The following is a 23,594-nucleotide window of genomic DNA, read 5'->3' on the forward strand; positions in this document are numbered from 1 at the left end:
AATGAGTTTGGTGACAGAACAGGTAACGATGCAAGGAGCTTTAAACAAGCTGATGAGCAGCACCGATCTGACGCGCGAAGAAGCCCGGTCAGTAATGGATATTATTATGAGCGGCAACGCTACTCCTTCGCAAATCGCGGGCGTGGCGACAGCTCTGCGCATGAAGGGCGAGACGAAGGACGAGATTACGGGGTTTGCGGAAGTGATGCGCCAGCATTCCAGCCACGTGCAGACGAAGCAGGAAGGCCTGCTTGATACTTGCGGGACGGGCGGCTCCGGTATTCATAAATTCAATATTTCCACTGCTTCAGCTATTATCGCTTCGGCTGCCGGCATTCGCGTAGCGAAGCACGGCAACCGGGCAATGTCTGGCAAAGCAGGCAGCGCGGATGTACTCGAGGCACTAGGCGTGAACATTACGCTAACTCCGGAGCAAGCATCCGAATGTCTGAATCAGATCGGCATCTGCTTCATGTTCGCTCAGCTGTATCATCCCTCTCTCCGCCATGCGGCAGCGCCGCGCCGCGAGCTTGGCGTCCGTACGATCTTTAATATGCTTGGTCCATTAACGAATCCGGCAGGCGCCGACCGTCAGCTGATCGGTTTGTATGACCGTACCAAAACGTCCACGATCGCAGCCGTATTAAACGAGCTTGGCGTGAAGCGGGCAATGGTTGTCAGCAGCGTGGACGGATTGGATGAGATCAGCATTTCGGCGCCAACCCAAATTTCCGAGCTGCGAAACGGCGAAGTGGTGACTTACGAGCTGACTCCGGAAGAACTGGGACTATCCCGCTATCCGATATCCGAAGTGATCGGCGGAGATCCGGAGACGAATGCGGCTTTGATCCGCGGGATCTTCAGCGGCGAACAACGCGGTGCGTACCGCGATATCGTGCTTGCTAACGCGGGGGCATGCATTTATGTAGGCGGCTATGCGGATTCTCTGCGAGAAGGTGTTGCGCTGGCTGCCGAGATGATTGATTCCGGCATGGCATATCAGCAATTGCAAAAGCTTATTCAGACGACAGGAGAGTTGACTCATGTTTCTTGATAAAATCGTAGTAACGAAGCGGGAAGAGGTTGCTCATCTCGCTTCGGGCTTCCAGCTATCCGAGTATGAACGCGAAATCGCTTCGCTTCCCGAATGCCGCGGCTTCGAACGAGCACTGACAGCAGGTCGCAAACGGGATGTCGGTCTGATTGCGGAAGTGAAGAAAGCATCCCCTTCCAAAGGACTTATCCGTCCTGATTTTCATCCTGCCGAGCTTGCGGCAGCTTATGAGCGCGCAGGCACAGATTGTATTTCGGTGCTGACGGACCGTGATTATTTCCAAGGCTCCAATGATTACTTAACCCTGATCAAGGAGACGGTCAGCAATCCGCTTCTCCGCAAAGATTTTATAATCGATTACCGTCAGGTATACGAGGCTCGTGTTATTGGAGCGGATGCGGTACTATTAATAGCAGCAATTCTTACATCTTCCGAGCTGTCGGAATTGTATGACACGGCAAAATCGCTTGGCATGGACGTTCTCGTTGAAGTTCATGACCGTGAGGAGCTTGAGCGGGTTCTGGAGCTTGATAAAGCGACACTGATTGGCGTTAACAACCGTGACCTGAAGTCCTTCGTAACCGATCTCCGTACGACTGAAGCTCTTATCGATCTCATGCCCAAAGGGGTTACGGTTATAAGCGAAAGCGGCATTGCTGGACGAAAAGATATGGATTATCTGCAATCAGTTGGCGCGCAAGGCGTCCTTATCGGCGAACATTTCATGCGCCAGCCGGATGCCGGACAGGCTGTTGTCGACCTGATGGGTCCGGTGACGCGGGCATGACGGCATCGCCAAGAATCAAGATTTGCGGATTGAGGGATACCGCTACCATTGCGGAGATGAACGGGCTTCCTTTTCATGAGATCGGCTTCGTGTTTGCGCCAAGCAAACGCCAGGTCGATGCGGAAACCGCTGCAATCCTAATACGGACAGCCAAGCAGCTTCAGGCAGCGGAGGGTAAAGCCCCTCAAACGGTAGGCGTTTTCGTTAATCCCGGGATAGAGGAACTAACAGCAATTGTTGCGAAAGCGCCTCTAGACGTCGTGCAGCTGCATGGACAGGAGACGCCGGAATTTTGCCTTTTGGTTAAGAACCGCTTGGATAAGAAGGTATGGAAAGTACTTTCTATCGGTAAAGACGGTAAAGATGCTCAGGAACTTGTATCTGCTTATGAAGGAGCCGTAGACGCTATTCTGATCGATACAGCCGGCGGCGGTACGGGTCAAACCTTTGACTGGCAGCACATAGCGGACTATCAGAATGCGGCAGCAGCCATTAATGTTCCTTTATACGTAGCGGGAGGACTTCATCCCGGCAATGTTGGAGAGCTTCTGGCGGGCCATCCGGTTGACGGTATTGACGTATCGAGCGGTGTCGAGACGGACGGCCGCAAAGACATCGAGAAGATTAGACTATTCGTTGGAAAGGTGATAGAACGATGAACCAAGTACCAGACGAGAACGGGCGCTTTGGCAAATTCGGAGGCCGGTATGTACCGGAGACGCTGATGAACGCTTTGCTGGAGCTCGAAGAGGCTTATAAACATTATTCGCAGGACGAATCCTTCAAGCAGGAGGTTCATGATCTTCTGCACAAATATTCGGGACGTCCAACGCCCCTTTATTACGCGGAACGGTTGAGCCAGCACCTTGGCGGTGCAAAAATTTATCTGAAGCGCGAAGATTTGAACCACACCGGCGCGCACAAAATCAATAATACGATCGGTCAGGCCGTACTTGCCAAGCGCATGGGCAAAACAAAGGTCATTGCCGAAACCGGCGCAGGCCAGCACGGCGTTGCATCGGCAACCGTTGCCGCTTTGCTTGGACTGGAATGCAAAGTATTCATGGGCGAAGAAGACATGAAGCGCCAGCAGCTGAACGTATTCCGCATGCAGCTGCTTGGAGCGGAGGTAGTTCCCGTTATGTCGGGCACCCGTACGCTTAAGGATGCCTGCAACGAGACGCTCCGCTACTGGGTCAGCCATGTAGACGATACGTTCTACATTCTGGGATCGGCAACAGGTCCGCATCCTTATCCGATGATGGTCCGCGACTTCCAGCGTATTATCGGGGACGAATCCCGCAAGCAGATTGTCGAAGCGGAAGAGCGCCTTCCGGACTATGTGGTTGCGGCGGTTGGCGGCGGCAGCAATGCCATCGGTATTTTCTATCCGTTTATTAAAGATGAATCCGTCCGTCTTGTTGGGGTAGAAGCAGCAGGACGCGGTATTGATACGGAAGAGCACGCAGCGACGATGACCATGGGCAGCCACGGCGTTTTCCAAGGCTCGATGAGCTACTTGCTGCAGGATAAATACGGTCAGGTTCAGCCTGCGCATTCCATCTCGGCGGGACTTGACTATCCGGGCATCGGACCGGAGCATGCTTATTTGAAGGATTCCGGACGAGCGGAATACTTCCCGATTACCGATGCGGAAGCGCTTGACGCACTTCAACTGCTGTCCCGTACGGAAGGCATTATTCCGGCATTGGAATCCGCCCATGCGATTGCCCAGACGATTAAGCTGGCTCCAACGCTTGATCAAGACAAAATTGTCGTTGTCAGCTTGTCCGGACGCGGCGATAAAGACGTGGAAGCGATCATGGGTTACCTGGGAGGTGCAGAGGCATGAATTTGATCGATGCTGCTTTTGCCAAATTGAAGCAAGAAGGAAAGACGGCACTTATTCCGTTTCTGACGATTGGGGATCCGGATATTCCTACGTCAATCGCTATTATTAAAGAGCTTGAACAAGCGGGCGCGGATCTCGTGGAGCTTGGTGTCCCTTATTCCGATCCGCTTGCGGACGGACCGGTTATTCAACGGGCATCCGAACGCGCTCTCAAGAATCGTATTTCGATTCTGGACTGCATCGAGACGGCTGCGCAAGCCCGCGAAGCCGGCGTCAAACTGCCGTTTATTTTGTTTACTTATTTCAATCCGGTGCTGCAATTCGGCCTGGAGGACTTTATGAATCTTGTTGTGGAAAAGGGGATCAGCGGACTTATCATTCCGGATCTTCCGATTGAAGAGGATGAGGAGGTCCGTACGCTGGCTGAAGCGAAAGGCGTTCACCTTATTCCGCTGGTGGCTCCAACCTCGAAGGACCGCGTTGTCCGCATTTCCAAGAAAGCACGCGGCTTTGTCTACTGCGTATCCTCGCTTGGCGTAACGGGAGTCCGTGCCGAATTCCACAGCGGCATTGACGACTTTCTTGCAACGGTTCGCGAAGCAACGGATCTGCCAATTGCCGTGGGCTTTGGTATTTCCAGCCGCGAGCAGGTGGAGCGCTTTGAGAAAACCTGCGACGGCGTAGTCGTAGGCAGCGCGATTGTGCGCAAAATCGAAGAAACGCTTCCACTATTAAGCGATTCTTCGAAGCGGGAAGAGGGATTTGCCGAAATCCGCAGCTTTGTTGCCGGATTGAAGGGCTAATGCGAAAGGACAGAGCTTGCCGGCTCTGTCCTTTTTTATTCAAAGCGGTTGCGCCCCTGCCAACGGACGGTTAGGCGTTTTCCTTGTGTGCTCCAGTTCCTATTTTACAAGACGACTCTTTAAAACCTTGACAAGATGTGAGACAATAGAAAACATGCGGTTAGCCAATAAGGCCAATATGACAAAGAGGTGAATGGCGATGCAGCCAAAAAGCAATATCGTGCATCTCCCTGTTTATCAGCCGGGAAAACCGGTTGAAGACGTTAAGAGAGAGCTTGGATTAGACGAGGTTATCAAGCTTGCTTCCAACGAGAACCCGTTTGGTTATTCGGAACAGGCGAAAGCAGCTATCATAAATGAATTAGGCGAAATTTCAACCTATCCGGACGGTGCCAGCTTTGAGCTTACTGCAGCTGTAGCAGAAAAATACGGGGTAGAGTCCAATCAGATTATTTTCGGCACGGGCTCAAGCGACATTATCCTTATGCTGGCGAGAACCTATCTTGCCCCGGGCGACGAAACGGTTATGGCCGACGAAACGTTCTCCCAATACAAACATAACGCTGAAATCGAAAATGCCCGCATTATCGAAGTGCCATTGAAGGACGGTAAACATGATCTCCCGGCGATGCTTGCCAAGATTACGGACCGTACGAAGCTGGTGTGGGTATGCAATCCGAATAATCCGACCGGCACAATCGTCACGGAAGAAGAGCTTACCGCTTTCCTCGATCAGGTCCCTAAGGATGTTCTGGTCGTATTGGATGAAGCGTATTGCGAATTTGTGGACGAGCCTGGTTTCCCGGACGGCATTAAGCTGCTGAAGAAATACCGGAATTTGATCGTTCTTCGCACTTTCTCGAAAATTTACGGTCTGGCATCGCTGCGTATCGGTTACGGAATCGGCCACGCGGATGTCATTCAATATATGAATCAAATCCGTGAGCCGTTTAATACGACCCGGCTAGGACAAGTAGCGGCAAAAGCCTCTCTTGCCGACGATGATTTTATTACGTTCTGCCGCAAGCAGAACCGTGCGGGAATTGAGTACCTGTCCAGTCAATTCGACCGTCTCGGCTTAAGCTACTTCCCGGCGTACGGCAACTTCGTTATGGTTGATACGAAGCTCCCATCTGCTGACGTATTCCAATCGCTCCTTCGCAAAGGGATTATTGTTAGACCGCGCTGGACGTATTATCCGACTCACATCCGCGTCTCCGTGGGCACTCCGGAGCAAAACGAAAAGTTCATCGCGGCTCTTGAGCTAGTTCTGCAGGAAGCGGCGGTGCGCGGATAGCCTTATGACGAAGATCGCGATATTTGGGGTAGGATTGATTGGCGGTTCTTTGGCGCTTTGCTTCAAAGGCAAGCCGGAGCTTACCGTTGTAGGATACTCGAACCGTCAGTCCTCCGTTGAAAAATATATGAAGCGGGGAGTTGTCGATTATGCGACAACTTCCTTGCGCGAAGCAGCCGAAGGTGCCGATTTTATATTCCTGTGCGTGCCTGTCGGCAAGCTAGAAGAGTATGTAACGGAGCTCGGCAGGCTAGATTTGAAGCCAGGCTGCATCGTAACGGATGTAGGCAGTACGAAAGCTTCGGTTGCCCAGTGCGGTAGAAGACTGGAGCAGAATGGCGTGTCGTTTATCGGCGGCCATCCAATGGCCGGTTCTGAACGCTCGGGCGTTGAAGCAGCCTCCACGAATCTGTTCGAGAACGCATTCTATGTATTAACGCCGGAAGAAACTACACCGCCGGAAGCTTTGGAACGGTTGAAAAACCTTCTGGTTCATACAAGAGCGCATCTTGTCAGCGTTGACGCGAACTCGCATGACGAGATTGTAGGCGCAATCAGCCATCTGCCGCATATTATCGCGGTAGCGCTCGTGAATCAGGTCCGCGGTTACAATGAGAATAACGGCTTGTACGAATTGCTGGCTGCCGGAGGCTTCCGGGATATTACGAGAATCGCGGCCAGCGATCCAATCGTCTGGCGGGATATTCTAATTAATAACCGCGAGGTTCTGCTGAAACTTCTGAAGGATTGGAATTCGGAAGTGGAGAAGTTTGCGGTGATGCTGGAAGCCTTGAATGGCGATGAGATTGAGGAAGCATTCCAGACAGCAGGAGAGTTCCGCAGCAAGCTGCCTGAGCGCCGGAAAGGCATGATTCATTCTTTATACGATTGTTATGTGGATGTTCCCGATCATCCCGGCATTATCGGCAATATTGCCAGCGAGCTGGGCAGTGCCCGGATTAACCTTAGCAACATTAACATTATCGAGAGCAGGGAAGATGTTCCCGGCGTGCTTCGTTTATCGTTCCGGACTCAGGAAGATCTGGATCAAGCGATGGAGCTGCTCGGCAAAACCGGATATACCGTTCGCCAATAAAACCTCGAAAGAGGTTTTTTTGTTTGTTGGCGAATGAGATATTTGATGGGCAAAAAAAGTTTAAGCGTTTTCAAAAAAACCGTTGACATTGTGGAAGCGTATACATATAATAAAAGTACAGTATGGTTTCTCTCCACTCCTATCCAAAACTATAGCGTTCAACATGAATGCTGACCACTCTTCGGAGTGGTTTTTTTTTATTCTTTTTTAGTGGACATGTCGTTTGCTCCAATTCCGACAAAATCCTGCATACTGGAAATTAGAGTTTATTTATTTTTTGAGACTAAAGCGAAGAGGTATGTTACAATATCGAAGGACAGTGGGTATTGTTAAAATATGGTTTAAAATCCTTTTTGTCGAAACAAGAAGGATTTTGGCTATTGCGACTCGAAATACATACATCGTATTTATTGAAATTTTTTATGATAATGACCGCAACTTTTCGCTTCCGGTTCGGTATAAGGATACATAATCGAACTGGGAAGAAGAATTCGCAGGTGAGGAGGTTCGCCTGTCATGACTGATTCCCAATTAATACGTGAGATTAAGGACGGTAACATCGAGCTCTATTCGGAGCTGATGCGCCGTTATCAACGCAAGATACTAGCATTTATCTATCATATGTTGAAGAGTGCCAAGCTGGAGCTGCTCGCTGAGGATTTGTGCTCGGAAACGTTTTATAAAGCATATCGCAGCCTCCATTCCTTCCGCGAAGTGGATGCTTCTTTTTCGACGTGGCTGTATACGATTGCACGAAATACCGTGCTTAGCGAAATGCGCAAGCAGAAGTCGGCCCACGTTCCTCTCGACGAGTCGAATATGATGCCTGCCGCCCCGCCAGATCAGGTCCCAGAGCAGCATGTGCTGCGCAACGAACGGATGGCGATGGTCCGCGAAGCAATTAACAATTTACCTGAAAAACAACGCTCAGCACTCATTCTGCGGGAATATGACCAGTTAGACTATCAGGAGATCGCAAATATCCTGGGCCAAACGGTAAGTTCCGTAAAATCGTTGTTATTCCGGGCACGAGCCAGCGTAAAGTCGCAGCTTGAGCCTTACTTTGGCGAGACGCCGATGATGGAAGAATACGAAGGGATGAACACACGATGAAATGCGATGACGTACAAGACAAGTTCGATATCTTCGGATTCTTATCAGAGGAAGATGCCGAACGGGAAGCGATGGAAGCCCATTTGCTCGACTGCGAGCATTGTGCGGAACAATACCGTCTGTGGGAAGAAAGCGAAGAAATGATCATTAAGCTTTCGGAAGAGGATGAAGTTGTTACCGCCCAGATGGAGCATGTCAATCGCAGCGTTATGGATCGCATTTATGCTGAACAATCGTGGTTGATGCCGGTTTCTCAGAAAAGCTATTATTTCTCGCCTTCTTTCAGGCGTAACCTTGCTATTGTGCTGTCTGCTTGTTTAGCCATATTCGCGTGTTCGCTTATTTTTTTCATCAAAGGCAATGAACATGGCACACCGGAGGAAAAGATGGCTCAACTGACCGGATTAATGGATACGGCTAATGCATCTGGCAGCGAATTTGTCATTAGTGCAGAATTTGAAGTTCCCGTGGCAAGCGTAAGCGATCCGTTCGTTCTGCAGGTCGTTCCAACCTTCCCGCAATATTGGGTAGCTCTTTCGCTTCTTGGGGTTGTGATGACGTTGTTAATTCTGAACTGGTTGTCTAGAACGCGAAGCTAATGCGCAAGCTTAACTAAAGTGTTGTTTATATATCCAACCTCTAACCGCGGCCTTTTATATTCGGTGCCGCGGTAGAGGTTTTCTCATTTATATTTCGGAAAGGCAGGAATCACAATTGATCATTGGTATGGTACGACACGGCAATACCGATTGGAATGCGCTAGGGAAGATTCAAGGCCAGACTGATATTCCGTTAAATGAGCTTGGGAAAAAGCAGGCGAATGCACTAGCCGAGCGATTGAGCCAAGATGAGAAGCTGTGGGATGCGGTTATATCGAGTGATCTGCAGCGCGCTCGCCAGACGGCTGCCGTTATTGCGGACAAGCTGGATATTCCGCTGCTGGACGGCGATCCACGGCTGCGCGAACGTAATTTCGGCGAAGTCGAAGGCCTGACCTTGCCCGAGAGAGTGGAACGCTGGGGCGAGAACTGGCGTGAAGTCGCGCAAGGATTGGAGACGGATGAGGAGGTTCGTGCCCGCGGCTTGGCATTCCTTCAGGATTGGCAGAAGCAGCGGCCGGAAGGCGGGCTGCTCGTGGTATCCCATGGCGGGTTCCTGGCGCAAATGTTTGACACGCTTTGCGTCGACCTTGAGAAGCAGCATCTGGGCAATCTTTCTTATTCGATTCTCCAGTTTAAGGATGAACAATGGGCTCCGCTTCTATATAATTGCACTCGTCACCTAGAGGAGGCGAATTCGAGAGTTTGACGTAATAGGTCACTCTCGGGAATGTATCTCTTTCCGGCCGCTGTTGTCATTTTGAATATGGATTAGATTTTATAAGGTGTATTCAGAAGTGACAAAGGCGAGCGCTACGCTCCTCCAAGAGATACATTCGCCGCTCGCTCCTCGTCAATTTATTTTTTTTACAACAGCTAGGGCTGCCGTTCACATGGCCGCCTTTTTTTAATGAAGAACAATTCTGCTTGCCTTGAGGCAAGCAGAAGCAAAAAGGGCTGCCAATTTTAATGGCAGCCCTATTTGCCATTCCTGCTTTTGAATTTTAATTGGCTTTTTGTGTGGAAAACCGAGCGAGCGGAAGCGGAGCAAGCAAATGTTCATTGAGAAGCTAGCGTTCGCTTTTGACATCCGGATTCCCCTCCAAACAATTTCGAATCGAAGGGAATCCGGTATCAACGGCGATCGAAAGAACATTTGCTTGCGCAGCGCCTCCTAATCGCGAAATGTGAAGCTTTTTCACACAACTAGTTTTAAAATTCAAAATTCTTCCCATAATGGTACTAATTATTGCTAGCGAATCAAATAAGCTCGCGATCGAGACACAAACGGCGGGCAGTTACGGAAAGGAGAGATACCATGAATTTGTCGGATATGTTGGGCTATGCAGATATTCAGCAGTTGAGCCGGATCGCCTCCGTGTATCAATGTGAGTGCAATGGCCACTCAAAAAATGATTTGATTCAGTCGATTCTCTCAACCGTCAGCCGGAAAGATGTATTTGAGGCGCAGATCAGCAGTATGAAACTGGACGAAATGCGGTTCTTGAACTCCCTGCTGTTCGAATCGAGAGATTCCTTCAGTCTGGAAGAGCTGATTGCAAGGGTTCAGCAAAGCAAGTTTGGCGAGCTAGAGCCCCCAGCGGAAGAACCGCCGCAGAAGAAAACGAAACGCACAAAAAAGAAGCAGGCGGAAGCAGAAGTGCCAAAGGAATCCGGACCACGCGAGATGATCTCCAGATTCAAGCATCAGGGATGGCTGTTTAACGGAGTAACCGGAACCAATCGTTATATGTTCCAGGTACCGCAGGATCTGAGAACGAGATTCCGTGAAACGCTTCGCAAAAAGTTTACAGCCGAGCTTCACTATACGGATGAGCCGCATATGTACCGGGACGAACAAATGCTCCTGCAAGAAGACGTTTATCAGCTGCTTCATTATATTTATCACAATGAGGTTCAATTGACGGGTGACGGCTCTATGTACAAGCGGTTCAGCGGTCAGATTTTGGAAAAGCTGGCTATCTCGGAAGAGCTGCCGGGCAAAGGCGAATGGCGATTCGGGTACGGCAGGCATTTTCACCATTATCCGAACCGGATGTCTCTCCTAGTTGACTATTGCAGCTATATGAAGTATTTCGTGGACGATAATCTGCTATTGGCTTTATCGCCGAGCGGCGAAGAGCGGTTGCGCAGCAAGCACGCCAATGAAATGGAGCAGATCTACAAATTCTGGCTGAAGCTGTACAAAGGGGCAATCCCCAATATTCATGCGCTTGTGCATTGGATGAACAGTCTGGCGGAGCAATGGGTGACGGTTGATTCACTTCGCAAAGTGCTTATCCCTTTCGTCAAACCGTTCTATTACGATTCAGCCGACAGGGTGCTGGATGTCCGGTTAATTGGAATGATGGTTCACTTGGGGATGCTTCGGATCGGCGAGCATCAGGAGCATGGAACGGTGGTGCGGATGACCAAATTGGGAAGAGCGCTTGTCGCGGGAGTAAATCTCGAAGATCAGGATCGGATGTTTCTCTATTAGTTTTTCTATGAAACCAACTAGGCGATGGCATATTAATTGGAATGGGGGCAATCGTACTTATCGGCGCGCAGAATGGTGAATATGCTTAAAGTAGGAGCCGGTTCGATTGTGACTGAGAATGACGAGTTGACCTATACTCTTTCACTTGAATCACCGCGTGACGATAGTCGAAGACGATAGGATCTCTTTAACGCCGGTTTGGAGGTGTATCCTATGGACAAAATGAAAGTTGCTTATGAAGCAATGCTAGGATTAGCAGCGGAGATGGTATTAGATGAAGCCGTTCACAAGTTTCGCTCGGATCAGATCTACAAAGCGATCGATCAAGCGTTGGCCGTTGGAGACGAGGATACGTTCTACCGTTTAGCCGCTCAATTAAATCAATTAAAGAGCTAATTTACGCGAATAGAAACTTCCGCCCTATGATGGAGGACTTAAGGATCCGTCATAGCAGCGGGAGTTTTTTTGTTGTTTGGATTGGCAAAATCCCCCTTTATGGGTAACATAGAGATTACGGACGATTCTCAACAGGAAAGGGAGCAGGAAATGAAATTTAGCGAAATTGCCGAGCAACAATGGGACGAGCTTAAGCCTTACCTCGATACATGCTTGCTGCCGGTCACCGGAATGACGGGATTGGAGCAGCCGTTTGAAGCAACACTTGCACTTGAGCAGTTAAGGGACGTAATGGACCTAATAGAAATTCCGTTTAAAGGAAGAATAGTGACCTATCCGGCGATGCACTACATCAACGAAGACACCGCGGGGGCACTCGTTTCGAAAACTTGCCGATCGTTAAAGGAATCCGGATTCCGGTTTGTCATCGTTATCTCCGCTAAGAATCAGGACGGTCTGGAGTGCCCGGATGCCGATCTTGTGGTCTGCCCGGACGGGGATGGGGAAGCGCCAACCGCCGCAAATGTGTCGAAAGCCGTGCAGGCTTTGTGGAACCGCGGCGACTCCTAAACGACAATAAAGCGCTGTCATCTTCAAAACGGGGGTATTTTTGAATAAAAAAAATGGGTTTTGGGGAAACAAAAGTTAAGGCAAGGTTAAATGTGACAAATTGCCAACAAATTTGTGAATGGCATTTTATAGGTAAATAAAACGCGAGCCATATTCTTGACGCTCCCAAGCGCCTAGGCTATTATAGTTTATGTCCTAGTTCGTCAAGCGTTTTGCCGTGTGGCTAAACGCGAGAAATGGTTGGCAAAGGGGGTTAGAACAGAAGATGAGTAACCACGAACATCAAGAAACCGCGCATCGTCCGGTTCAACGCAAAGAGATGTCCCGGCGTCAATTTTTGTCGTATACACTCGGCGGTACGACTGCATTTATGGTTGGTGGCGCGGTTTTGCCTATGGTCCGTTTTGCGGTTGATCCTCTCTTGGTGAAAAAAGCCAAGGGAACATGGGTTAAAGTAGTTGAAGAGAGCAAAATAACAACTGAGCCTCAAGAATTCAAGTTCCAAATTCATCAGGTCGATGGCTGGTATGTAAGCGATCCCGAACTTTCTGCCTGGATTACGAAGGACGCAAATAATCAGATTTTTGCGCTTTCTCCGGTATGTAAGCACCTCGGTTGTACGATCGGTTGGAATACGCTTGGCCATCACGAGTATGATTGTCCTTGCCACGGTGCACGTTATACCGTTGACGGGAAAAACCTTGCAGTTGCCCCACATCCATTAGATGAATACGAAGTGAAAGTTGAAAACGGTTTTGTGTACGTAGGTCCGATTAAAGCGAACTCTCGTGTATAGGAGGCTAATAGCAGATGTTTAAATCGATGTATAACTGGATTGACGAACGTCTTGATATTACGCCGCTTTGGCGGGATGTAGCGGATCATGAAGTACCGGAGCACGTTAACCCTGCTCACCACTTCTCGGCATTCGTTTACTGCTTCGGCGGTTTGACGTTCTTTATCACCGTGATTCAAATTTTGTCCGGCATGTTCCTTACCATGTACTATGTACCGGACATTATCAATGCTTATGCAAGCGTTGACTACTTGAACCATAAGGTTGCATTTGGCGGCATTGTTCGCGGCATGCATCACTTTGGCGCAAGTTTGGTTATCGTAATGATGTTTTTACATACCTTGCGTGTATTCTTCACGGGTTCCTACAAAGCGCCTCGTGAAATGAACTGGGTCGTAGGGATGCTGATCTTCTTCATCATGTTAGGCCTTGGCTTCACGGGTTACCTGTTGCCTTGGGATAACAAAGCTTACTTCGCAACGAAGGTAGGCGTGCAGATCGCAGAATCCGTACCGTATATCGGTCCTTACATCGGTCAGTTCCTGTACGGCGGCGACATTGTAGGCGCGCAAACGCTAACACGCTTCTTCGCAATTCACGTATTCTTCCTGCCTGGCGCTCTGATTGCAATGCTTGCAGCGCACTTCCTGATGATTCGGAAGCAAGGCATTTCGGGACCACTTTAAGCGAAGGGAGGATTTATTATGGCGCACGGTCATAAATCGAACGAGAAGGTCGTTTATGTTGGGGACTCGCGGGTGAAGAAAAGCAATCATCCAAACATTCCGCCAGATTATACGTCCTACCCCGGTAAATCGGAAGCGTTCATACCGAACTTCCTGCTTAAGGAATGGATGGTGGGCTGCGTAGTCCTGGTTGGTTTCCTGACCTGGACCATTGCGGAAGGTGCACCGCTTGGTTATCCGGCGGACCCTACGAACGCATCCTTTATTCCGATGCCGGACTGGTACTTCTTGTTCCTGTATCAGTTTTTGAAATATCCATGGGTTTCTGGTGACTATATCGTACTTGGTACGATGGGGGTTCCAGCTGTTATGTTTGGCGGCTTGCTGCTTGCTCCGTTCCTGGACACAGGTAAAGAGCGCCGGTTCTACCGCCGTCCGATTGCTTCATCGCTCATGTTCTTGTCTTTGATCGCCTGTGTGTATTTGACGGTTATCTCCTGGAGTCATTACACGCATGAGATGGAAGCTACGAACTCGATTCCGGAGCATAAGGTCCGCGAAGAGAAAGCCCGCGAAGCACATGAGAAAGGTCAAGAAGCTCCTAGCGCATCGAAGCCGGCAAAAACGGTTGCACTGGTTGACGCCAATGACCCGGCAATGGACATTGTCAAGAAAGCGCAATGCGTTGCCTGCCATGCTAACGATCTGAAGGGCAATCCGCCGCAAGTACCGGCTTTGACTGGCGTAGGCGACCGGTTGTCGAAGGAAGAACTGGTTGAAACGGTGACCAATGGCCGCGGTGGCATGCCAGCTTTCAAAGATCAGTTGTCAGCTGCAGAGATTGACCAATTAACAACTTGGCTTGCGAAGCAAAAAGCGCCGGCTGAATAATAGCACCATTTAAAAACCTGATCGTATTTATGCGGTCAGGTTTTTTCAAATCTAAACGACGAAACAGGAGGCGTATATTTCTATGGGCGTACCGATATCTTGGTTCTGGAGCCGATCTTTTTTATTAAGCCGCCTCTTTTTATGGGTCATGTTTATCTTTAATTTCCTGGGCACCGTGTACGGTTACATCTGGTACGGCAATCAGATTGAAGATACGGTAAGCAATCATCCGTTATGGCAGGTTGTATTTGTCCCGGATAGTCCAACAGCAAGCTTGTTCTTTACCCTTACCTTGCTGTATTGGCTGTTCCCGCCGCAAGGCAACTCCCGCTTTGTCAACGGAGCGCGAATGATTATTGAAGGTCTCGCGGTCGTTACTTCTATTAAATATGGCATCTGGGCGGTTTCTATGATCGTTGCGGGAAGCATGCAGGGGGATCCGCTTCAATGGGAGCATTGGATGCTGATGGCCTCGCATACGGCAATGGCCGTAGAAGTGCTGTTATATGCCCGTTTCATGAGAGCTGGCGTATGGGCAGCCGTAATTGGTACGTTATGGCTTTTGCTTAATGACACCGTAGACTATACGTATGATGTGTTTCCATGGCTTTCGGATAGGCTTATGGATGATTTGACGGCTGTCAAATGGTTTACATACAGCTTAACAATCTTCAGCTTTATTGTCGGCGGACTTGCGCTAAGGGCAAGAAAAGAGACATAAGTATGGACATCCCTTCATAAAGTGGTCATAGCAATTCTTTTTGAGGGGGATGACCATGAAGATACGGATTGTACTGCCTTTGTTCTTATGTATCGTCATGACCGTCTGTTCGGTATCGGCTGCCAAAGCCTTTCCTGCGGACCTGCTTAGGACAGGCAATGCAAACGAGTCCAGGAACGAGCTGCTTCGCTTAGACGAGACGGCCGCAGCTTTATACGAAGCTGCTTACATGAACAATCGCCAAGCCGGCTATAAATATGTCCAGCAGCTGGAAAAGCTTGTGAACAAGAACGATATCAGACAAGCGGGACAAGCTGCCGGATGGAAGCTGATGGAGGAGAGCATCAATTCGATTACCTACACGCTTAAAAACGGGAAGGTAACGTCCGATTGGCTGACGGCAGCGGCACGTATTCATCTCACGACGGATGCATTGCTGCGCCCGGATCACGCTTTATGGCTGCAGTATGAGAAAGTGATGCTGGAGGATTTGGAGAGAGTGAACCGTTCCTGGAATAGGCAGACGGATGACGGCGCGATAGCGGCGAGAGCCGCGATGAATAGCTTTAATCAACATTTATCGCGGATAGAAGCCGCTGCTTCCATGCAGCGGCCAACGGAACGGATTAACGAATTGCGTGATCGGATGCATTACACGAACGTACTGCTTGAAGCGGGGATGAAAGGGCAGACCAAACAGGACTGGACGGACAATTCGATATCGGATCTTGAGTTTTCGGTAAACCGGTTATTCGATAACGGTCATCCGCAGGACGAAGAACCGGTTGTGGCACCAGTTGGAGAGGCACATCCCATTAGTTGGATTTTGCTTCTTGGCGCCATTATCATGGCCGTTCTTACTTATACGGGCTGGAGAAAGTACAAGCAGCAGCCCTATGGCGTAAAGCCGTTGTCGTAACTTTATTCTTCTTTGAATCCTTCACCAAGCACATCGTGAACTTCGCTAATAACGGTAAACGCTTTGGGGTCGATACGGCGTATGATGTTCTTAAGACGGCGCATTTCTTGCCGCTGAACAACGCAGTAGACGACCTCTTTTGATTGTCCGGAAAAAGCGCCCCTTGCCGGCATTAAAGTTACGCCTCGGTCCAGCTCGGAAGTGATTTGGGCAGCCATCTCCCTGCCTTGCTCGGTAATAATGGAGAAGGACTTGGCTGAATAAGCGCCATCTTGGATGAAATCAATCAGCCTGGAGGCGACAAACACCGTGACTAACGTGTATAACACCTTCTCGATCGGTATGTACAATAAGGAAATCCCGATAATAACGGCGTCCGAGATTAATATAAATTGCCCCATGCTGAACGCTTTGCGTCTTGATGCGATCCTCGCGATAATGTCCACGCCGCCGGTAGTTCCCCCAGCACGGAATACAATGCCTAATCCGCCTCCCAGGGTAACACCGGCATAAAGCGCGGCAAGCAGATAATCATGGGAGTTATGAAAGGTGACAATCCAACCTTTGTCGATCATCCATTCCATAAGCGCGAGGAAGCCGGATAAGGATACGACACCAATCAATGTATAGGCCATCTCGCCAAGGCCTAATTTCCTCCAGCCGATCAAGAAAAGCGGTATGTTCAAAATCAGCGTGGAAAGAGACAATGGAATTGCGGCTGCGTAATTAAGCAATACGCCTATACCGGTTACGCCGCCTTCCATCAGCTGATTCGGAATAACGAAATAATGAAGACCAAAAGCATAGATGGCTGTACCAACCAAAATGGGGAGTACGGTTTGAAGTTGAAGCATGAATTTCCGGGACATAAAATAAACTCCTTTTAAGTTCTTGAACGGGCTATTTATGTATTATAGCTTAACAGACGGTTCAAAAAACATTGTTTTCATTGCTTCTTTACGTTAACATAGGTGATATTAGTGTTATACATAAGGGAGAAAGGGTCATTCACACATGGCAGAGAAAACTTTAGCCGATATCCAACGTGAGGTGGATGCTTATATCGGTCAATTTAAGGAAGGCTACTTCAGCCCGTTAGCGCTTATGGCGCGAATGAGCGAAGAGGTTGGCGAGCTCGCTAGAGAAGTGAATCACTATTACGGCGAGAAACCAAAAAAGCCGAATGAAGAAGAAAACTCCATTGAGATGGAGCTTGGCGATATTTTGTTTATTTTGTCCTGTTTTGCGAATTCGCTCAACATTGACTTGACTGAAGCGCATAACAAGGTCATGAATAAATTCAATACCCGGGACGCTAACCGCTGGACGAGAAAAAACGGCGAACAGTAGAACGCACCTTTACATATGCTGTACCATCAACCTGTGTACAAGGAGGATGGGCAGATGGACGGGGAAAGCTTCGTGAAGAAGGCGTATGAGTTTATTCTTAACAGTGATTTTGAACAAGCGATTTATTGGTTCGAGCAAGCGATAGCGGCAGAACCTCTAAATGCGAGCTATCAACATATATGCGCGGTTTCATGCGCCAGAAGCGGGAAATGGACCAAGGCGCATCAATATGCGAAGCAAGCAGTAGAGCTTGATGGAAATCATCCCGAATATCAATACCATTTACAAACGATTGAATCGAGACTACTCGTGGCTGCGGCGGAGCAAAAACTAGCTGAAGAGCCATCGCAGTATACGGATGCAATACCTTTGCTGCAGCAGGCTGCAGATCTGGATCCGCTTAGCTTCGAGGCGTTTTATTTGCTTGCGTTAACCTACTCGGAGATGGGGCGGTTCGAGGATTCCGTTATAAACGCCAGGGAAGCAATCAGATTAGATCCCGGTCATTCCGCGGCGCGCCGCTTATTCGCTGATGTGAATCGGAAGCGCAGAATGCTGCGCAAACGGGTGATGGGCAAACAACAACAGAAGGAATAGGTGATCTTGGTGGCAATTAAGGTAGCAGTAATCGGAGCAAGCGGCCGAATGGGCCGTGAAGTTGTGAAAATGGTGCTGGAGGACGAGGCGCTCGAGCTCGTTGCTGCCGTCGCTCCTTCAGCAGGTCCTGTGGACGCAGGCGTATTTGCGGGCAAAGCGAATACGGGAGTTACCGTTAGCGCAACGATCGAGGAAGCTTTAAGCCATGCAAAGGCAGATGTTATGGTTGATTTCACCGTGCCGGCGCTTGCTTATCAACATACCAAAGTTGCGATTGAGCATGGCGTCCGTCCCATCATGGGCACAACCGGTTTTACGCCGGAACAAATCGAAGAGCTGGACAAGCTTTGCCAGGAAAAAGGAATTGGCGGGCTTATTGCTCCAAACTTCTCGATTGGCGCCATTCTGATGATGAAATTCGCTGCGGAAGCATCCAAATATATGCCGCATGTTGAAATTATCGAATATCACGGTGATCAAAAGCTGGATGCCCCGTCGGGCACTTCGATCAAAACGGCAGAATTGATCTCTCAAGTTCGCCAGGAGCTTCGTCAAGGCAACCCGAATGAGGAAGAAGTCATTGAAGGCGCGCGTGGCGGCTATTATAACGGCTTCCGTATACATAGCGTTAGACTTCCAGGCGTATTTGCACAGCAAGAAGTCGTGTTTGGCGGTTATGGCCAAACGTTGAAGATCCGTCATGATTCCTATGACCGTGCCGGTTATATGCCTGGCGTTAACGTAGCGGTTAAGAAAGTGATGGACTACAGCGGTTTGATTTATGGCTTTGAACATTTGATGGACTAATCTATATACAGCCTAGAAAGAGTGGGGATTATAGGATGTTGAAAATTTCCTTTATCGCGCATGACCGTAAAAAAGAAGAGATGGTTAACTTTGTAACCGCCTATGAGAGTGTCTTTGCGCCGCATGAATTATATTCTACCGGTACAACGGGTACCCGCATTATGGAGAAAACGAATTTGCAGATCCAACGCTTTATGTCCGGTCCGCTTGGCGGAGACCAGCAGATTGGCGCTATGGTTGCCCAAAACGAGATGGATCTCATTATTTTCCTTCGGGATCCGTTAATGGCACAGCCTCACGAGCCGGACATTATCGCTTTGCTCCGTCTTTGCGACGTACAAGGCATTCCGGTTGCAACTAACGTAGCTACCGCGGAGCTGCTTGTCCGTGCGCTGGCACGCGGCGACTTCGCATGGCGTGAGCTTGTACACAAATATAAGCCGGGTGTGGATGCACCATGAGCGACCCGTTAGATATTCTCGTCTTTGGCGCGCATGCGGATGATGCGGAGATCGGAATGGGCGGTACGATTGCGAAGTATACGGCTGCCGGGAAACGGGTAGGCATCTGTGATTTAACCGAAGCGGAAATGTCTTCAAACGGCACCGTGGAGCTAAGGAAGCAGGAAGCTTCCGTGGCTTCCTCGGTGCTTGGTTTATATTCCCGTACCAACCTTGGATTGCCGGACCGCGGACTCGAAATCAACAAGCCGCACATCGATGCGATTGTTGCTGAAATTCGCCGTTCCCGTCCGCGTATCGTATTCGCCCCGTATTGGGTGGACCGCCATCCGGATCATATCGCCTGCAGCAAGCTGGTTGAAGAGGCCGTATTTAACGCAAAGCTTCGCCGGTATATGCCGGAGCTGCCGGCCGTACAGGTGGAACAATTCATCTATTATTACATAAACGATGTCGATAATGTCTCGCTAATGGTTAACGTATCGGACTTTTACGACCAGAAGAGACAATCTTTGATGGCTTACCAATCTCAATTCCAAACGGCTGCACCCGGTGAAGACCGAGTGGCGACTCCTCTTACGGATCGTTACGTCGAGCGGGTTGAGGCACGGGATAGTCTGCTTGGCCAGAATAGAGGCTGGAAATATGCGGAGGGCTTTGCCATCAAACGCCCGCATGCCATCGAGTGGTTTTAACAAAGATAAAAAAATCTCATAATCAAAATGATGTCGAATATATAGAATATCAGCATGTTACACGAGAGGGTGGACTTACGATATGGCACGTAAATTAAAAATCGGAATCACGTGTTATCCTACCCTGGGCGGTTCCGGCGTAGTAGCTACGGAGCTTGGCAAGTTGATGGCCGAACGCGGCCATGAAATTCATTTTATTACCCATAGCATACCGTTCCGTCTTGGGAAATTTCATAAAAACATCTTTTTCCATGAAGTTGAAGTTAACGATTATTACGTATTTCGTTATCCGCCGTATGATTTATCGCTAGCAAGCAAAATGGCCCAAGTAGCCAAAATGGAGAAGCTGGATCTTCTTCACGTGCATTACGCGGTTCCGCATGCCGTATGCGCGCATCTGGCCAAACAAATGCTTGGCGACGGCTTCAAAACCGTTACGACGCTGCATGGCACGGACATTACCGTGCTTGCTCAGGATGAATCGCTTAAGGATTTGATCCGTCTGGCCATTAACGAAAGCGATGCGGTGACGGCCGTATCGCAGGACCTCATTAACGAAACAAGACAGCTCCTGGATATTACGCGTCCGATTGATCTGACATACAATTTCGTAGACAAACGTGTTTATTATCCGCGCGAAGCTGCATCTCTGCGGGCAGATTACGCGCAGCCGCATGAAAAAATACTTATGCATATTTCGAATTTCCGTCCCGTGAAAAGAGTTAGTGACGTTGTGGATGTTTTTGAGCGCGTGTCGTCTCAAATTACTGCTAAGCTGCTGCTTGTTGGCGAAGGTCCGGAATTGTCCAAAATCCAATGCAAAATCCGCCAAATGGGTCTGGAAGACCGTGTCCATTTCCTCGGCAAACAAGAAGACGTCGCACAGGTTATTTCGATGGCCGATCTATTGCTTTTGCCTTCGGAGAAGGAGAGTTTCGGCCTTGTTGCGCTAGAGGCGATGGCATGCGGCGTACCGACCGTTGGTTCTAATGCCGGAGGCATCCCTGAGCTCGTCACGCATGGCGAGACCGGTTATTTGTGCCCAATCGGGGATGTTGAAGGAATGGCCGCTTACGCCACTCAATTGCTCAAGGACGAGAAGCTTCATCAGTCGTTTAAGGAAGCCTGCTTGTTCCGTGCGCGCAACGAATTCTGCAATGATGTGATTACCACGCAATACGAACAAATTTATTATCGGGTTCTCGGAATGGAAGCCGATTTGCCTATGCCGGTATGTGAGGCATAATACAGGAAGGAAGTGCCGTATCGAATGGAAATACGCTTCGCTTTGCCAAACCTCATGCTGCAGGCATTACCTGTGCTTGAAGCGCTTGTTCAGCAGGGCTTTGAAGCGGTATTTGTCGGAGGCTGCGTAAGAGATACCGCAATGGGACTGCCGATTAAGGATGTTGATATTGCAACTTCGGCCAGACCCGAGCAGGTGATGTCGATTTTTCCGCGCTGCATTCCCACTGGGCTGCAGCACGGGACGGTGACTGTTCTGCATGATGGCGGCTCTTACGAAGTGACGACCTTCCGTACGGAATCGGAATACGAGAAGCATCGCCGCCCATTGCAGGTCGAGTTCATCGACCGCTTGGACGGCGATTTGCTGCGCCGTGATTTAACCATAAACGCAATGGCGATGAATGCAGCCGGAGTATTGTACGATCCATTTTGCGGATTGGATGATCTCAATAAAAGAACGGTGCGCTGCGTAGGCGATGCGGATGCCAGGTTCCAGGAGGATGCGCTAAGAATGCTGCGGACGATCAGGTTTGCCTCGCAGTTTGAGTTCGCGATTGCTCACACTACCTGGAGAGCGCTTATCAAGCATCGTGAGCTGCTTGGATATATTGCAATGGAGCGGGTACAAGCCGAATTAGACCGCATGATTGGCGGAGCTCATCCAGGAAAGGCATTGCATCTTCTCTCAGCTAGTAAATTGCTAAGCTACACGGGTACGGTCCTGCCTGCAGCAAATAAGCTTGCACAAGACGACACCCTTTATAGCGGTTTAGACAAGCTTGCTGACCCGAATACCCGTTACGCCGCGCTTCTAATGGCAGGAGGGATCACGTTCCACGATGCGGAAGAAACCTTAAAGGCGCTTCGGCTGCCTACGCAGAAGATGAACGACATACTGTCCGTTCTATCCGTGCAATTCGCTATGAAAAAGCAGAATATGGAGTCCGAATTGCGGCTTGTCTGGACAAGCGCTGTCCTCCAATATGGGGAAGAAGCATCTCGCAGATGGCTTTCGATCGTCGCTTGGAATCAAAAGCATCATCTTCATGATCAGACTCATTTGTTTGGTAAATGGCTGGACGAAATGCCCGCCATGACGTTAAAGCAACTGAAGCTGAATGGCAAACAGCTTGCGGAAGGACTGCGGAGAGTACCTGGAACTTGGACAGGACAGCTGCTTAAGCGGCTCCTGCTAGAGGTTGCGCTGGATAAGCTGCCAAACGAGAAGGATTTATTACTTAAGCAAGCTCAAATATGGAATACCGAGGACCGATAACGATGTCAACTAACCGATTGCTTGAATTGTTTGAACAAAATCCCGGCGCGTACGTTTCGGGAGAAATGATCAGCCATGAGCTTGGCGTCAGCCGGACAGCCGTATGGAAGCAGATCAAGAAGCTGGAATCGCTCGGCTATGTCTTCGAAGCGTCCAGACGGCTTGGCTATAAACTGGTGTCACCGCCGGATACCTTGTCAGTACCTAAGCTGATAAGCGAATTGAAGTCCAAGGTGTTCGGCAGCTCGATTGAGTGGCATGAAGCGGTTGACTCTACTCAAAATCTGGCACAAAAGCTGGCGGAAGAAGGTGCGCCTGAAGGGACGCTTGTTATCGCGGAGCAGCAGCATAACGGACGCGGCCGAATGGGGCGCGGATGGGTATCGCCGCAAGGGAAGGGCATTTGGATGAGCATGGTGCTCCGTCCGTCCGTGCCGATTCATTTTGCCCCTCAGCTGACGCTTCTTACAGCGGTAGCCTTATGCCGGAGCTTGCGGCGAATCACTTCGCTGCCTATTGGGATCAAATGGCCGAATGACCTGCTGATCGAAGGTAAGAAGATTAGCGGTATTTTGCTGGAATCCACTGCGGAAGAGGAACGTCTCCGTTATGTAATTGCCGGAATCGGCATCAGCGTAAATTTGGAGAAAACGGATTATCCGGAGGAAATCCTCGAGAAGGTTACATCCCTTCGTATTGCTAATGGTGGAGAAGGTTTTGACCGTATTACGGTTATATCCGATTTCTTGCAGGAGTGGGAGCAGTTATACAACCTCTATTTGGACAAAGGATTCGCGCCGATTATTACCCTTTGGGAAGCGCTATCGGTATCCCTTAACCGGCCGGCGCGACTGATCACCCCGCAAGGAACAATCGACGGCGTGCCGATTGGCCTCGACGCAAGCGGTGCATTAACCGTTCGCAAGGACGACGGAAGCACGGTTGTCGTGTTCTCCGCCGAAATGGGCGAGCCCGTACGCTAAAGGCGTTTACGGGCACGCCTTTTTTTGCTACTATAAAGGAAGCAGGCGGTATCTGGTAAGAGCTGCACTGCAAAGGGTAATAGATGTTGTAAGCAAG

At 49.6% G+C, this 23,594-nt stretch carries 28 protein-coding genes; 26 read left to right on the top strand and 2 right to left on the bottom strand.

Features of this window, described 5'->3' with window-relative positions:
* The first annotated feature begins 1 nt into the window (after position 1).
* The 10 genes from trpD to WFJ73_RS04410 all read left to right on the top strand — a co-directional run bounded on the left by trpD (position 2) and on the right by WFJ73_RS04410 (position 9,310).
* Positions 2-1,054: an anthranilate phosphoribosyltransferase gene (gene trpD, locus WFJ73_RS04365; protein WP_336771858.1), complete on the top strand. Its 1,053-nt coding sequence runs from the start codon at positions 2-4 to the stop codon at positions 1,052-1,054.
* On the top strand, positions 1,044-1,841 hold the full coding sequence (gene trpC / locus WFJ73_RS04370) for an indole-3-glycerol phosphate synthase TrpC (RefSeq protein ID WP_336771859.1): 798 nt from the start codon (positions 1,044-1,046) through the stop codon (positions 1,839-1,841). The genes trpD and trpC overlap by 11 nt, the downstream gene beginning before the upstream one ends.
* The gene (locus WFJ73_RS04375) at positions 1,838-2,500 is read left to right on the top strand and encodes a phosphoribosylanthranilate isomerase (protein WP_336771860.1); all 663 of its coding nucleotides are present in this window, start codon (positions 1,838-1,840) and stop codon (positions 2,498-2,500) included. Before trpC ends, WFJ73_RS04375 begins: the two co-directional genes overlap by 4 nt.
* Complete coding sequence (trpB, locus tag WFJ73_RS04380) at positions 2,497-3,693, top strand: tryptophan synthase subunit beta (protein ID WP_336771861.1); 1,197 nt, start codon at positions 2,497-2,499, stop codon at positions 3,691-3,693. The genes WFJ73_RS04375 and trpB overlap by 4 nt, the downstream gene beginning before the upstream one ends.
* Positions 3,690-4,496, top strand: coding sequence for a tryptophan synthase subunit alpha (trpA, locus tag WFJ73_RS04385; protein ID WP_336771862.1), 807 nt, complete (start codon positions 3,690-3,692; stop codon positions 4,494-4,496). The genes trpB and trpA overlap by 4 nt, the downstream gene beginning before the upstream one ends.
* Positions 4,497-4,695: 199 nt before the next feature.
* Positions 4,696-5,793 carry a histidinol-phosphate transaminase gene (gene hisC, locus WFJ73_RS04390; protein ID WP_336771863.1) on the top strand — a complete coding sequence of 366 codons (1,098 nt, stop codon included), beginning with the start codon at positions 4,696-4,698 and terminating at the stop codon, positions 5,791-5,793.
* Between the two features lie 4 nt (positions 5,794-5,797).
* A complete protein-coding gene (locus WFJ73_RS04395) occupies positions 5,798-6,889 on the top strand; it encodes a prephenate dehydrogenase (RefSeq protein ID WP_336771864.1) in 1,092 nt (363 codons plus the stop codon).
* Between the two features lie 516 nt (positions 6,890-7,405).
* Positions 7,406-8,002: an RNA polymerase sigma factor gene (locus WFJ73_RS04400; RefSeq protein ID WP_336771865.1), complete on the top strand. Its 597-nt coding sequence runs from the start codon at positions 7,406-7,408 to the stop codon at positions 8,000-8,002.
* The gene (locus WFJ73_RS04405) at positions 7,999-8,601 is read left to right on the top strand and encodes an anti-sigma factor (RefSeq protein ID WP_336771866.1); all 603 of its coding nucleotides are present in this window, start codon (positions 7,999-8,001) and stop codon (positions 8,599-8,601) included. The genes WFJ73_RS04400 and WFJ73_RS04405 overlap by 4 nt, the downstream gene beginning before the upstream one ends.
* Positions 8,602-8,716: 115 nt before the next feature.
* Positions 8,717-9,310: a histidine phosphatase family protein gene (locus WFJ73_RS04410; protein ID WP_336771867.1), complete on the top strand. Its 594-nt coding sequence runs from the start codon at positions 8,717-8,719 to the stop codon at positions 9,308-9,310.
* 198 nt (positions 9,311-9,508) lie between these two features.
* Here the strand turns inward: WFJ73_RS04410 and WFJ73_RS04415 are convergent, their stop codons facing one another.
* Positions 9,509-9,691 (bottom strand): hypothetical protein, encoded by a 183-nt coding sequence (locus WFJ73_RS04415; RefSeq protein ID WP_336771868.1) that lies wholly within the window; start codon positions 9,689-9,691, stop codon positions 9,509-9,511.
* A gap of 228 nt (positions 9,692-9,919) precedes the next feature.
* Here WFJ73_RS04415 and WFJ73_RS04420 point away from each other — a divergent pair, with 228 nt between their 5' ends.
* From WFJ73_RS04420 to WFJ73_RS04455, 8 genes are all read left to right on the top strand, one after another.
* The gene (locus WFJ73_RS04420) at positions 9,920-11,101 is read left to right on the top strand and encodes a hypothetical protein (protein ID WP_336771869.1); all 1,182 of its coding nucleotides are present in this window, start codon (positions 9,920-9,922) and stop codon (positions 11,099-11,101) included.
* Between the two features lie 213 nt (positions 11,102-11,314).
* Positions 11,315-11,497 carry an IDEAL domain-containing protein gene (locus WFJ73_RS04425; RefSeq protein ID WP_127494125.1) on the top strand — a complete coding sequence of 61 codons (183 nt, stop codon included), beginning with the start codon at positions 11,315-11,317 and terminating at the stop codon, positions 11,495-11,497.
* A gap of 150 nt (positions 11,498-11,647) precedes the next feature.
* A complete protein-coding gene (locus WFJ73_RS04430) occupies positions 11,648-12,067 on the top strand; it encodes a DUF2487 family protein (protein ID WP_336771870.1) in 420 nt (139 codons plus the stop codon).
* 265 nt (positions 12,068-12,332) lie between these two features.
* The gene (locus tag WFJ73_RS04435; protein WP_336771871.1) at positions 12,333-12,863 is read left to right on the top strand and encodes a ubiquinol-cytochrome c reductase iron-sulfur subunit; all 531 of its coding nucleotides are present in this window, start codon (positions 12,333-12,335) and stop codon (positions 12,861-12,863) included.
* 14 nt (positions 12,864-12,877) lie between these two features.
* On the top strand, positions 12,878-13,549 hold the full coding sequence (gene qcrB, locus WFJ73_RS04440; RefSeq protein ID WP_127494112.1) for a menaquinol-cytochrome c reductase cytochrome b subunit: 672 nt from the start codon (positions 12,878-12,880) through the stop codon (positions 13,547-13,549).
* 18 nt (positions 13,550-13,567) lie between these two features.
* Positions 13,568-14,440 (top strand): c-type cytochrome, encoded by an 873-nt coding sequence (locus tag WFJ73_RS04445; RefSeq protein ID WP_336771872.1) that lies wholly within the window; start codon positions 13,568-13,570, stop codon positions 14,438-14,440.
* An 82-nt stretch (positions 14,441-14,522) separates the two neighbouring features.
* Positions 14,523-15,161, top strand: coding sequence for a DUF1405 domain-containing protein (locus WFJ73_RS04450; RefSeq protein WP_336771873.1), 639 nt, complete (start codon positions 14,523-14,525; stop codon positions 15,159-15,161).
* Between the two features lie 181 nt (positions 15,162-15,342).
* Positions 15,343-16,080 (top strand): sporulation protein YpjB, encoded by a 738-nt coding sequence (locus tag WFJ73_RS04455; RefSeq protein ID WP_442955924.1) that lies wholly within the window; start codon positions 15,343-15,345, stop codon positions 16,078-16,080.
* Between the two features lie 2 nt (positions 16,081-16,082).
* Here WFJ73_RS04455 and WFJ73_RS04460 read toward each other — a convergent pair whose 3' ends face one another.
* On the bottom strand, positions 16,083-16,949 hold the full coding sequence (locus WFJ73_RS04460) for a YitT family protein (RefSeq protein WP_336771875.1): 867 nt from the start codon (positions 16,947-16,949) through the stop codon (positions 16,083-16,085).
* A 145-nt stretch (positions 16,950-17,094) separates the two neighbouring features.
* Between WFJ73_RS04460 and WFJ73_RS04465 the strand changes: the two genes are divergently transcribed.
* From WFJ73_RS04465 to WFJ73_RS04500, 8 genes are all read left to right on the top strand, one after another.
* The gene (locus WFJ73_RS04465; RefSeq protein ID WP_336771876.1) at positions 17,095-17,430 is read left to right on the top strand and encodes a nucleotide pyrophosphohydrolase; all 336 of its coding nucleotides are present in this window, start codon (positions 17,095-17,097) and stop codon (positions 17,428-17,430) included.
* A 54-nt stretch (positions 17,431-17,484) separates the two neighbouring features.
* Positions 17,485-18,027: a tetratricopeptide repeat protein gene (locus WFJ73_RS04470; RefSeq protein WP_336771877.1), complete on the top strand. Its 543-nt coding sequence runs from the start codon at positions 17,485-17,487 to the stop codon at positions 18,025-18,027.
* 3 nt (positions 18,028-18,030) lie between these two features.
* The gene (gene dapB, locus WFJ73_RS04475) at positions 18,031-18,834 is read left to right on the top strand and encodes a 4-hydroxy-tetrahydrodipicolinate reductase (RefSeq protein ID WP_336772129.1); all 804 of its coding nucleotides are present in this window, start codon (positions 18,031-18,033) and stop codon (positions 18,832-18,834) included.
* A 35-nt stretch (positions 18,835-18,869) separates the two neighbouring features.
* Entirely contained in the window at positions 18,870-19,295 is a 426-nt protein-coding gene (mgsA, locus tag WFJ73_RS04480) for a methylglyoxal synthase (protein WP_015844039.1), read from the top strand.
* Complete coding sequence (gene bshB1, locus WFJ73_RS04485) at positions 19,292-19,990, top strand: bacillithiol biosynthesis deacetylase BshB1 (RefSeq protein WP_336771878.1); 699 nt, start codon at positions 19,292-19,294, stop codon at positions 19,988-19,990. The genes mgsA and bshB1 overlap by 4 nt, the downstream gene beginning before the upstream one ends.
* Before the next feature lie 82 nt (positions 19,991-20,072).
* Positions 20,073-21,236 (top strand): N-acetyl-alpha-D-glucosaminyl L-malate synthase BshA, encoded by a 1,164-nt coding sequence (gene bshA, locus WFJ73_RS04490; RefSeq protein ID WP_336771879.1) that lies wholly within the window; start codon positions 20,073-20,075, stop codon positions 21,234-21,236.
* 24 nt (positions 21,237-21,260) lie between these two features.
* Positions 21,261-22,514 (top strand): CCA tRNA nucleotidyltransferase, encoded by a 1,254-nt coding sequence (locus tag WFJ73_RS04495; protein ID WP_336771880.1) that lies wholly within the window; start codon positions 21,261-21,263, stop codon positions 22,512-22,514.
* Between the two features lie 2 nt (positions 22,515-22,516).
* On the top strand, positions 22,517-23,497 hold the full coding sequence (locus tag WFJ73_RS04500; RefSeq protein WP_336771881.1) for a biotin--[acetyl-CoA-carboxylase] ligase: 981 nt from the start codon (positions 22,517-22,519) through the stop codon (positions 23,495-23,497).
* Positions 23,498-23,594: the final 97 nt, after the last annotated feature.

This window comes from Paenibacillus sp. MMO-58 (assembly GCF_037146255.1).
Taxonomy (GTDB): Bacteria; Bacillota; Bacilli; order Paenibacillales; family Paenibacillaceae; genus Pristimantibacillus.

Bases quoted from the DNA above. Each gene is read 5' to 3' on its own strand.
- WFJ73_RS04500 (WP_336771881.1), top strand. From the start codon at position 22,517: ATGTCAACTAACCGATTGCTTGAATTGTTTGAACAAAATCCCGGCGCG.
- hisC (WP_336771863.1), top strand. From the start codon at position 4,696: ATGCAGCCAAAAAGCAATATCGTGCATCTCCCTGTTTATCAGCCGGGA.
- WFJ73_RS04465 (WP_336771876.1), top strand. From the start codon at position 17,095: ATGGCAGAGAAAACTTTAGCCGATATCCAACGTGAGGTGGATGCTTAT.
- WFJ73_RS04420 (WP_336771869.1), top strand. From the start codon at position 9,920: ATGAATTTGTCGGATATGTTGGGCTATGCAGATATTCAGCAGTTGAGC.
- WFJ73_RS04495 (WP_336771880.1), top strand. From the start codon at position 21,261: ATGGAAATACGCTTCGCTTTGCCAAACCTCATGCTGCAGGCATTACCT.
- WFJ73_RS04425 (WP_127494125.1), top strand. From the start codon at position 11,315: ATGGACAAAATGAAAGTTGCTTATGAAGCAATGCTAGGATTAGCAGCG.
- WFJ73_RS04400 (WP_336771865.1), top strand. From the start codon at position 7,406: ATGACTGATTCCCAATTAATACGTGAGATTAAGGACGGTAACATCGAG.
- trpA (WP_336771862.1), top strand. From the start codon at position 3,690: ATGAATTTGATCGATGCTGCTTTTGCCAAATTGAAGCAAGAAGGAAAG.
- bshA (WP_336771879.1), top strand. From the start codon at position 20,073: ATGGCACGTAAATTAAAAATCGGAATCACGTGTTATCCTACCCTGGGC.
- qcrB (WP_127494112.1), top strand. From the start codon at position 12,878: ATGTTTAAATCGATGTATAACTGGATTGACGAACGTCTTGATATTACG.
- WFJ73_RS04415 (WP_336771868.1), bottom strand. From the start codon at position 9,691: ATGTCAAAAGCGAACGCTAGCTTCTCAATGAACATTTGCTTGCTCCGC.
- trpB (WP_336771861.1), top strand. From the start codon at position 2,497: ATGAACCAAGTACCAGACGAGAACGGGCGCTTTGGCAAATTCGGAGGC.
- WFJ73_RS04445 (WP_336771872.1), top strand. From the start codon at position 13,568: ATGGCGCACGGTCATAAATCGAACGAGAAGGTCGTTTATGTTGGGGAC.
- trpD (WP_336771858.1), top strand. From the start codon at position 2: ATGAGTTTGGTGACAGAACAGGTAACGATGCAAGGAGCTTTAAACAAG.
- mgsA (WP_015844039.1), top strand. From the start codon at position 18,870: ATGTTGAAAATTTCCTTTATCGCGCATGACCGTAAAAAAGAAGAGATG.
- WFJ73_RS04375 (WP_336771860.1), top strand. From the start codon at position 1,838: ATGACGGCATCGCCAAGAATCAAGATTTGCGGATTGAGGGATACCGCT.
- WFJ73_RS04460 (WP_336771875.1), bottom strand. From the start codon at position 16,949: ATGTCCCGGAAATTCATGCTTCAACTTCAAACCGTACTCCCCATTTTG.
- WFJ73_RS04430 (WP_336771870.1), top strand. From the start codon at position 11,648: ATGAAATTTAGCGAAATTGCCGAGCAACAATGGGACGAGCTTAAGCCT.
- WFJ73_RS04405 (WP_336771866.1), top strand. From the start codon at position 7,999: ATGAAATGCGATGACGTACAAGACAAGTTCGATATCTTCGGATTCTTA.
- WFJ73_RS04450 (WP_336771873.1), top strand. From the start codon at position 14,523: ATGGGCGTACCGATATCTTGGTTCTGGAGCCGATCTTTTTTATTAAGC.
- WFJ73_RS04470 (WP_336771877.1), top strand. From the start codon at position 17,485: ATGGACGGGGAAAGCTTCGTGAAGAAGGCGTATGAGTTTATTCTTAAC.
- WFJ73_RS04435 (WP_336771871.1), top strand. From the start codon at position 12,333: ATGAGTAACCACGAACATCAAGAAACCGCGCATCGTCCGGTTCAACGC.
- WFJ73_RS04395 (WP_336771864.1), top strand. From the start codon at position 5,798: ATGACGAAGATCGCGATATTTGGGGTAGGATTGATTGGCGGTTCTTTG.
- bshB1 (WP_336771878.1), top strand. From the start codon at position 19,292: ATGAGCGACCCGTTAGATATTCTCGTCTTTGGCGCGCATGCGGATGAT.
- trpC (WP_336771859.1), top strand. From the start codon at position 1,044: ATGTTTCTTGATAAAATCGTAGTAACGAAGCGGGAAGAGGTTGCTCAT.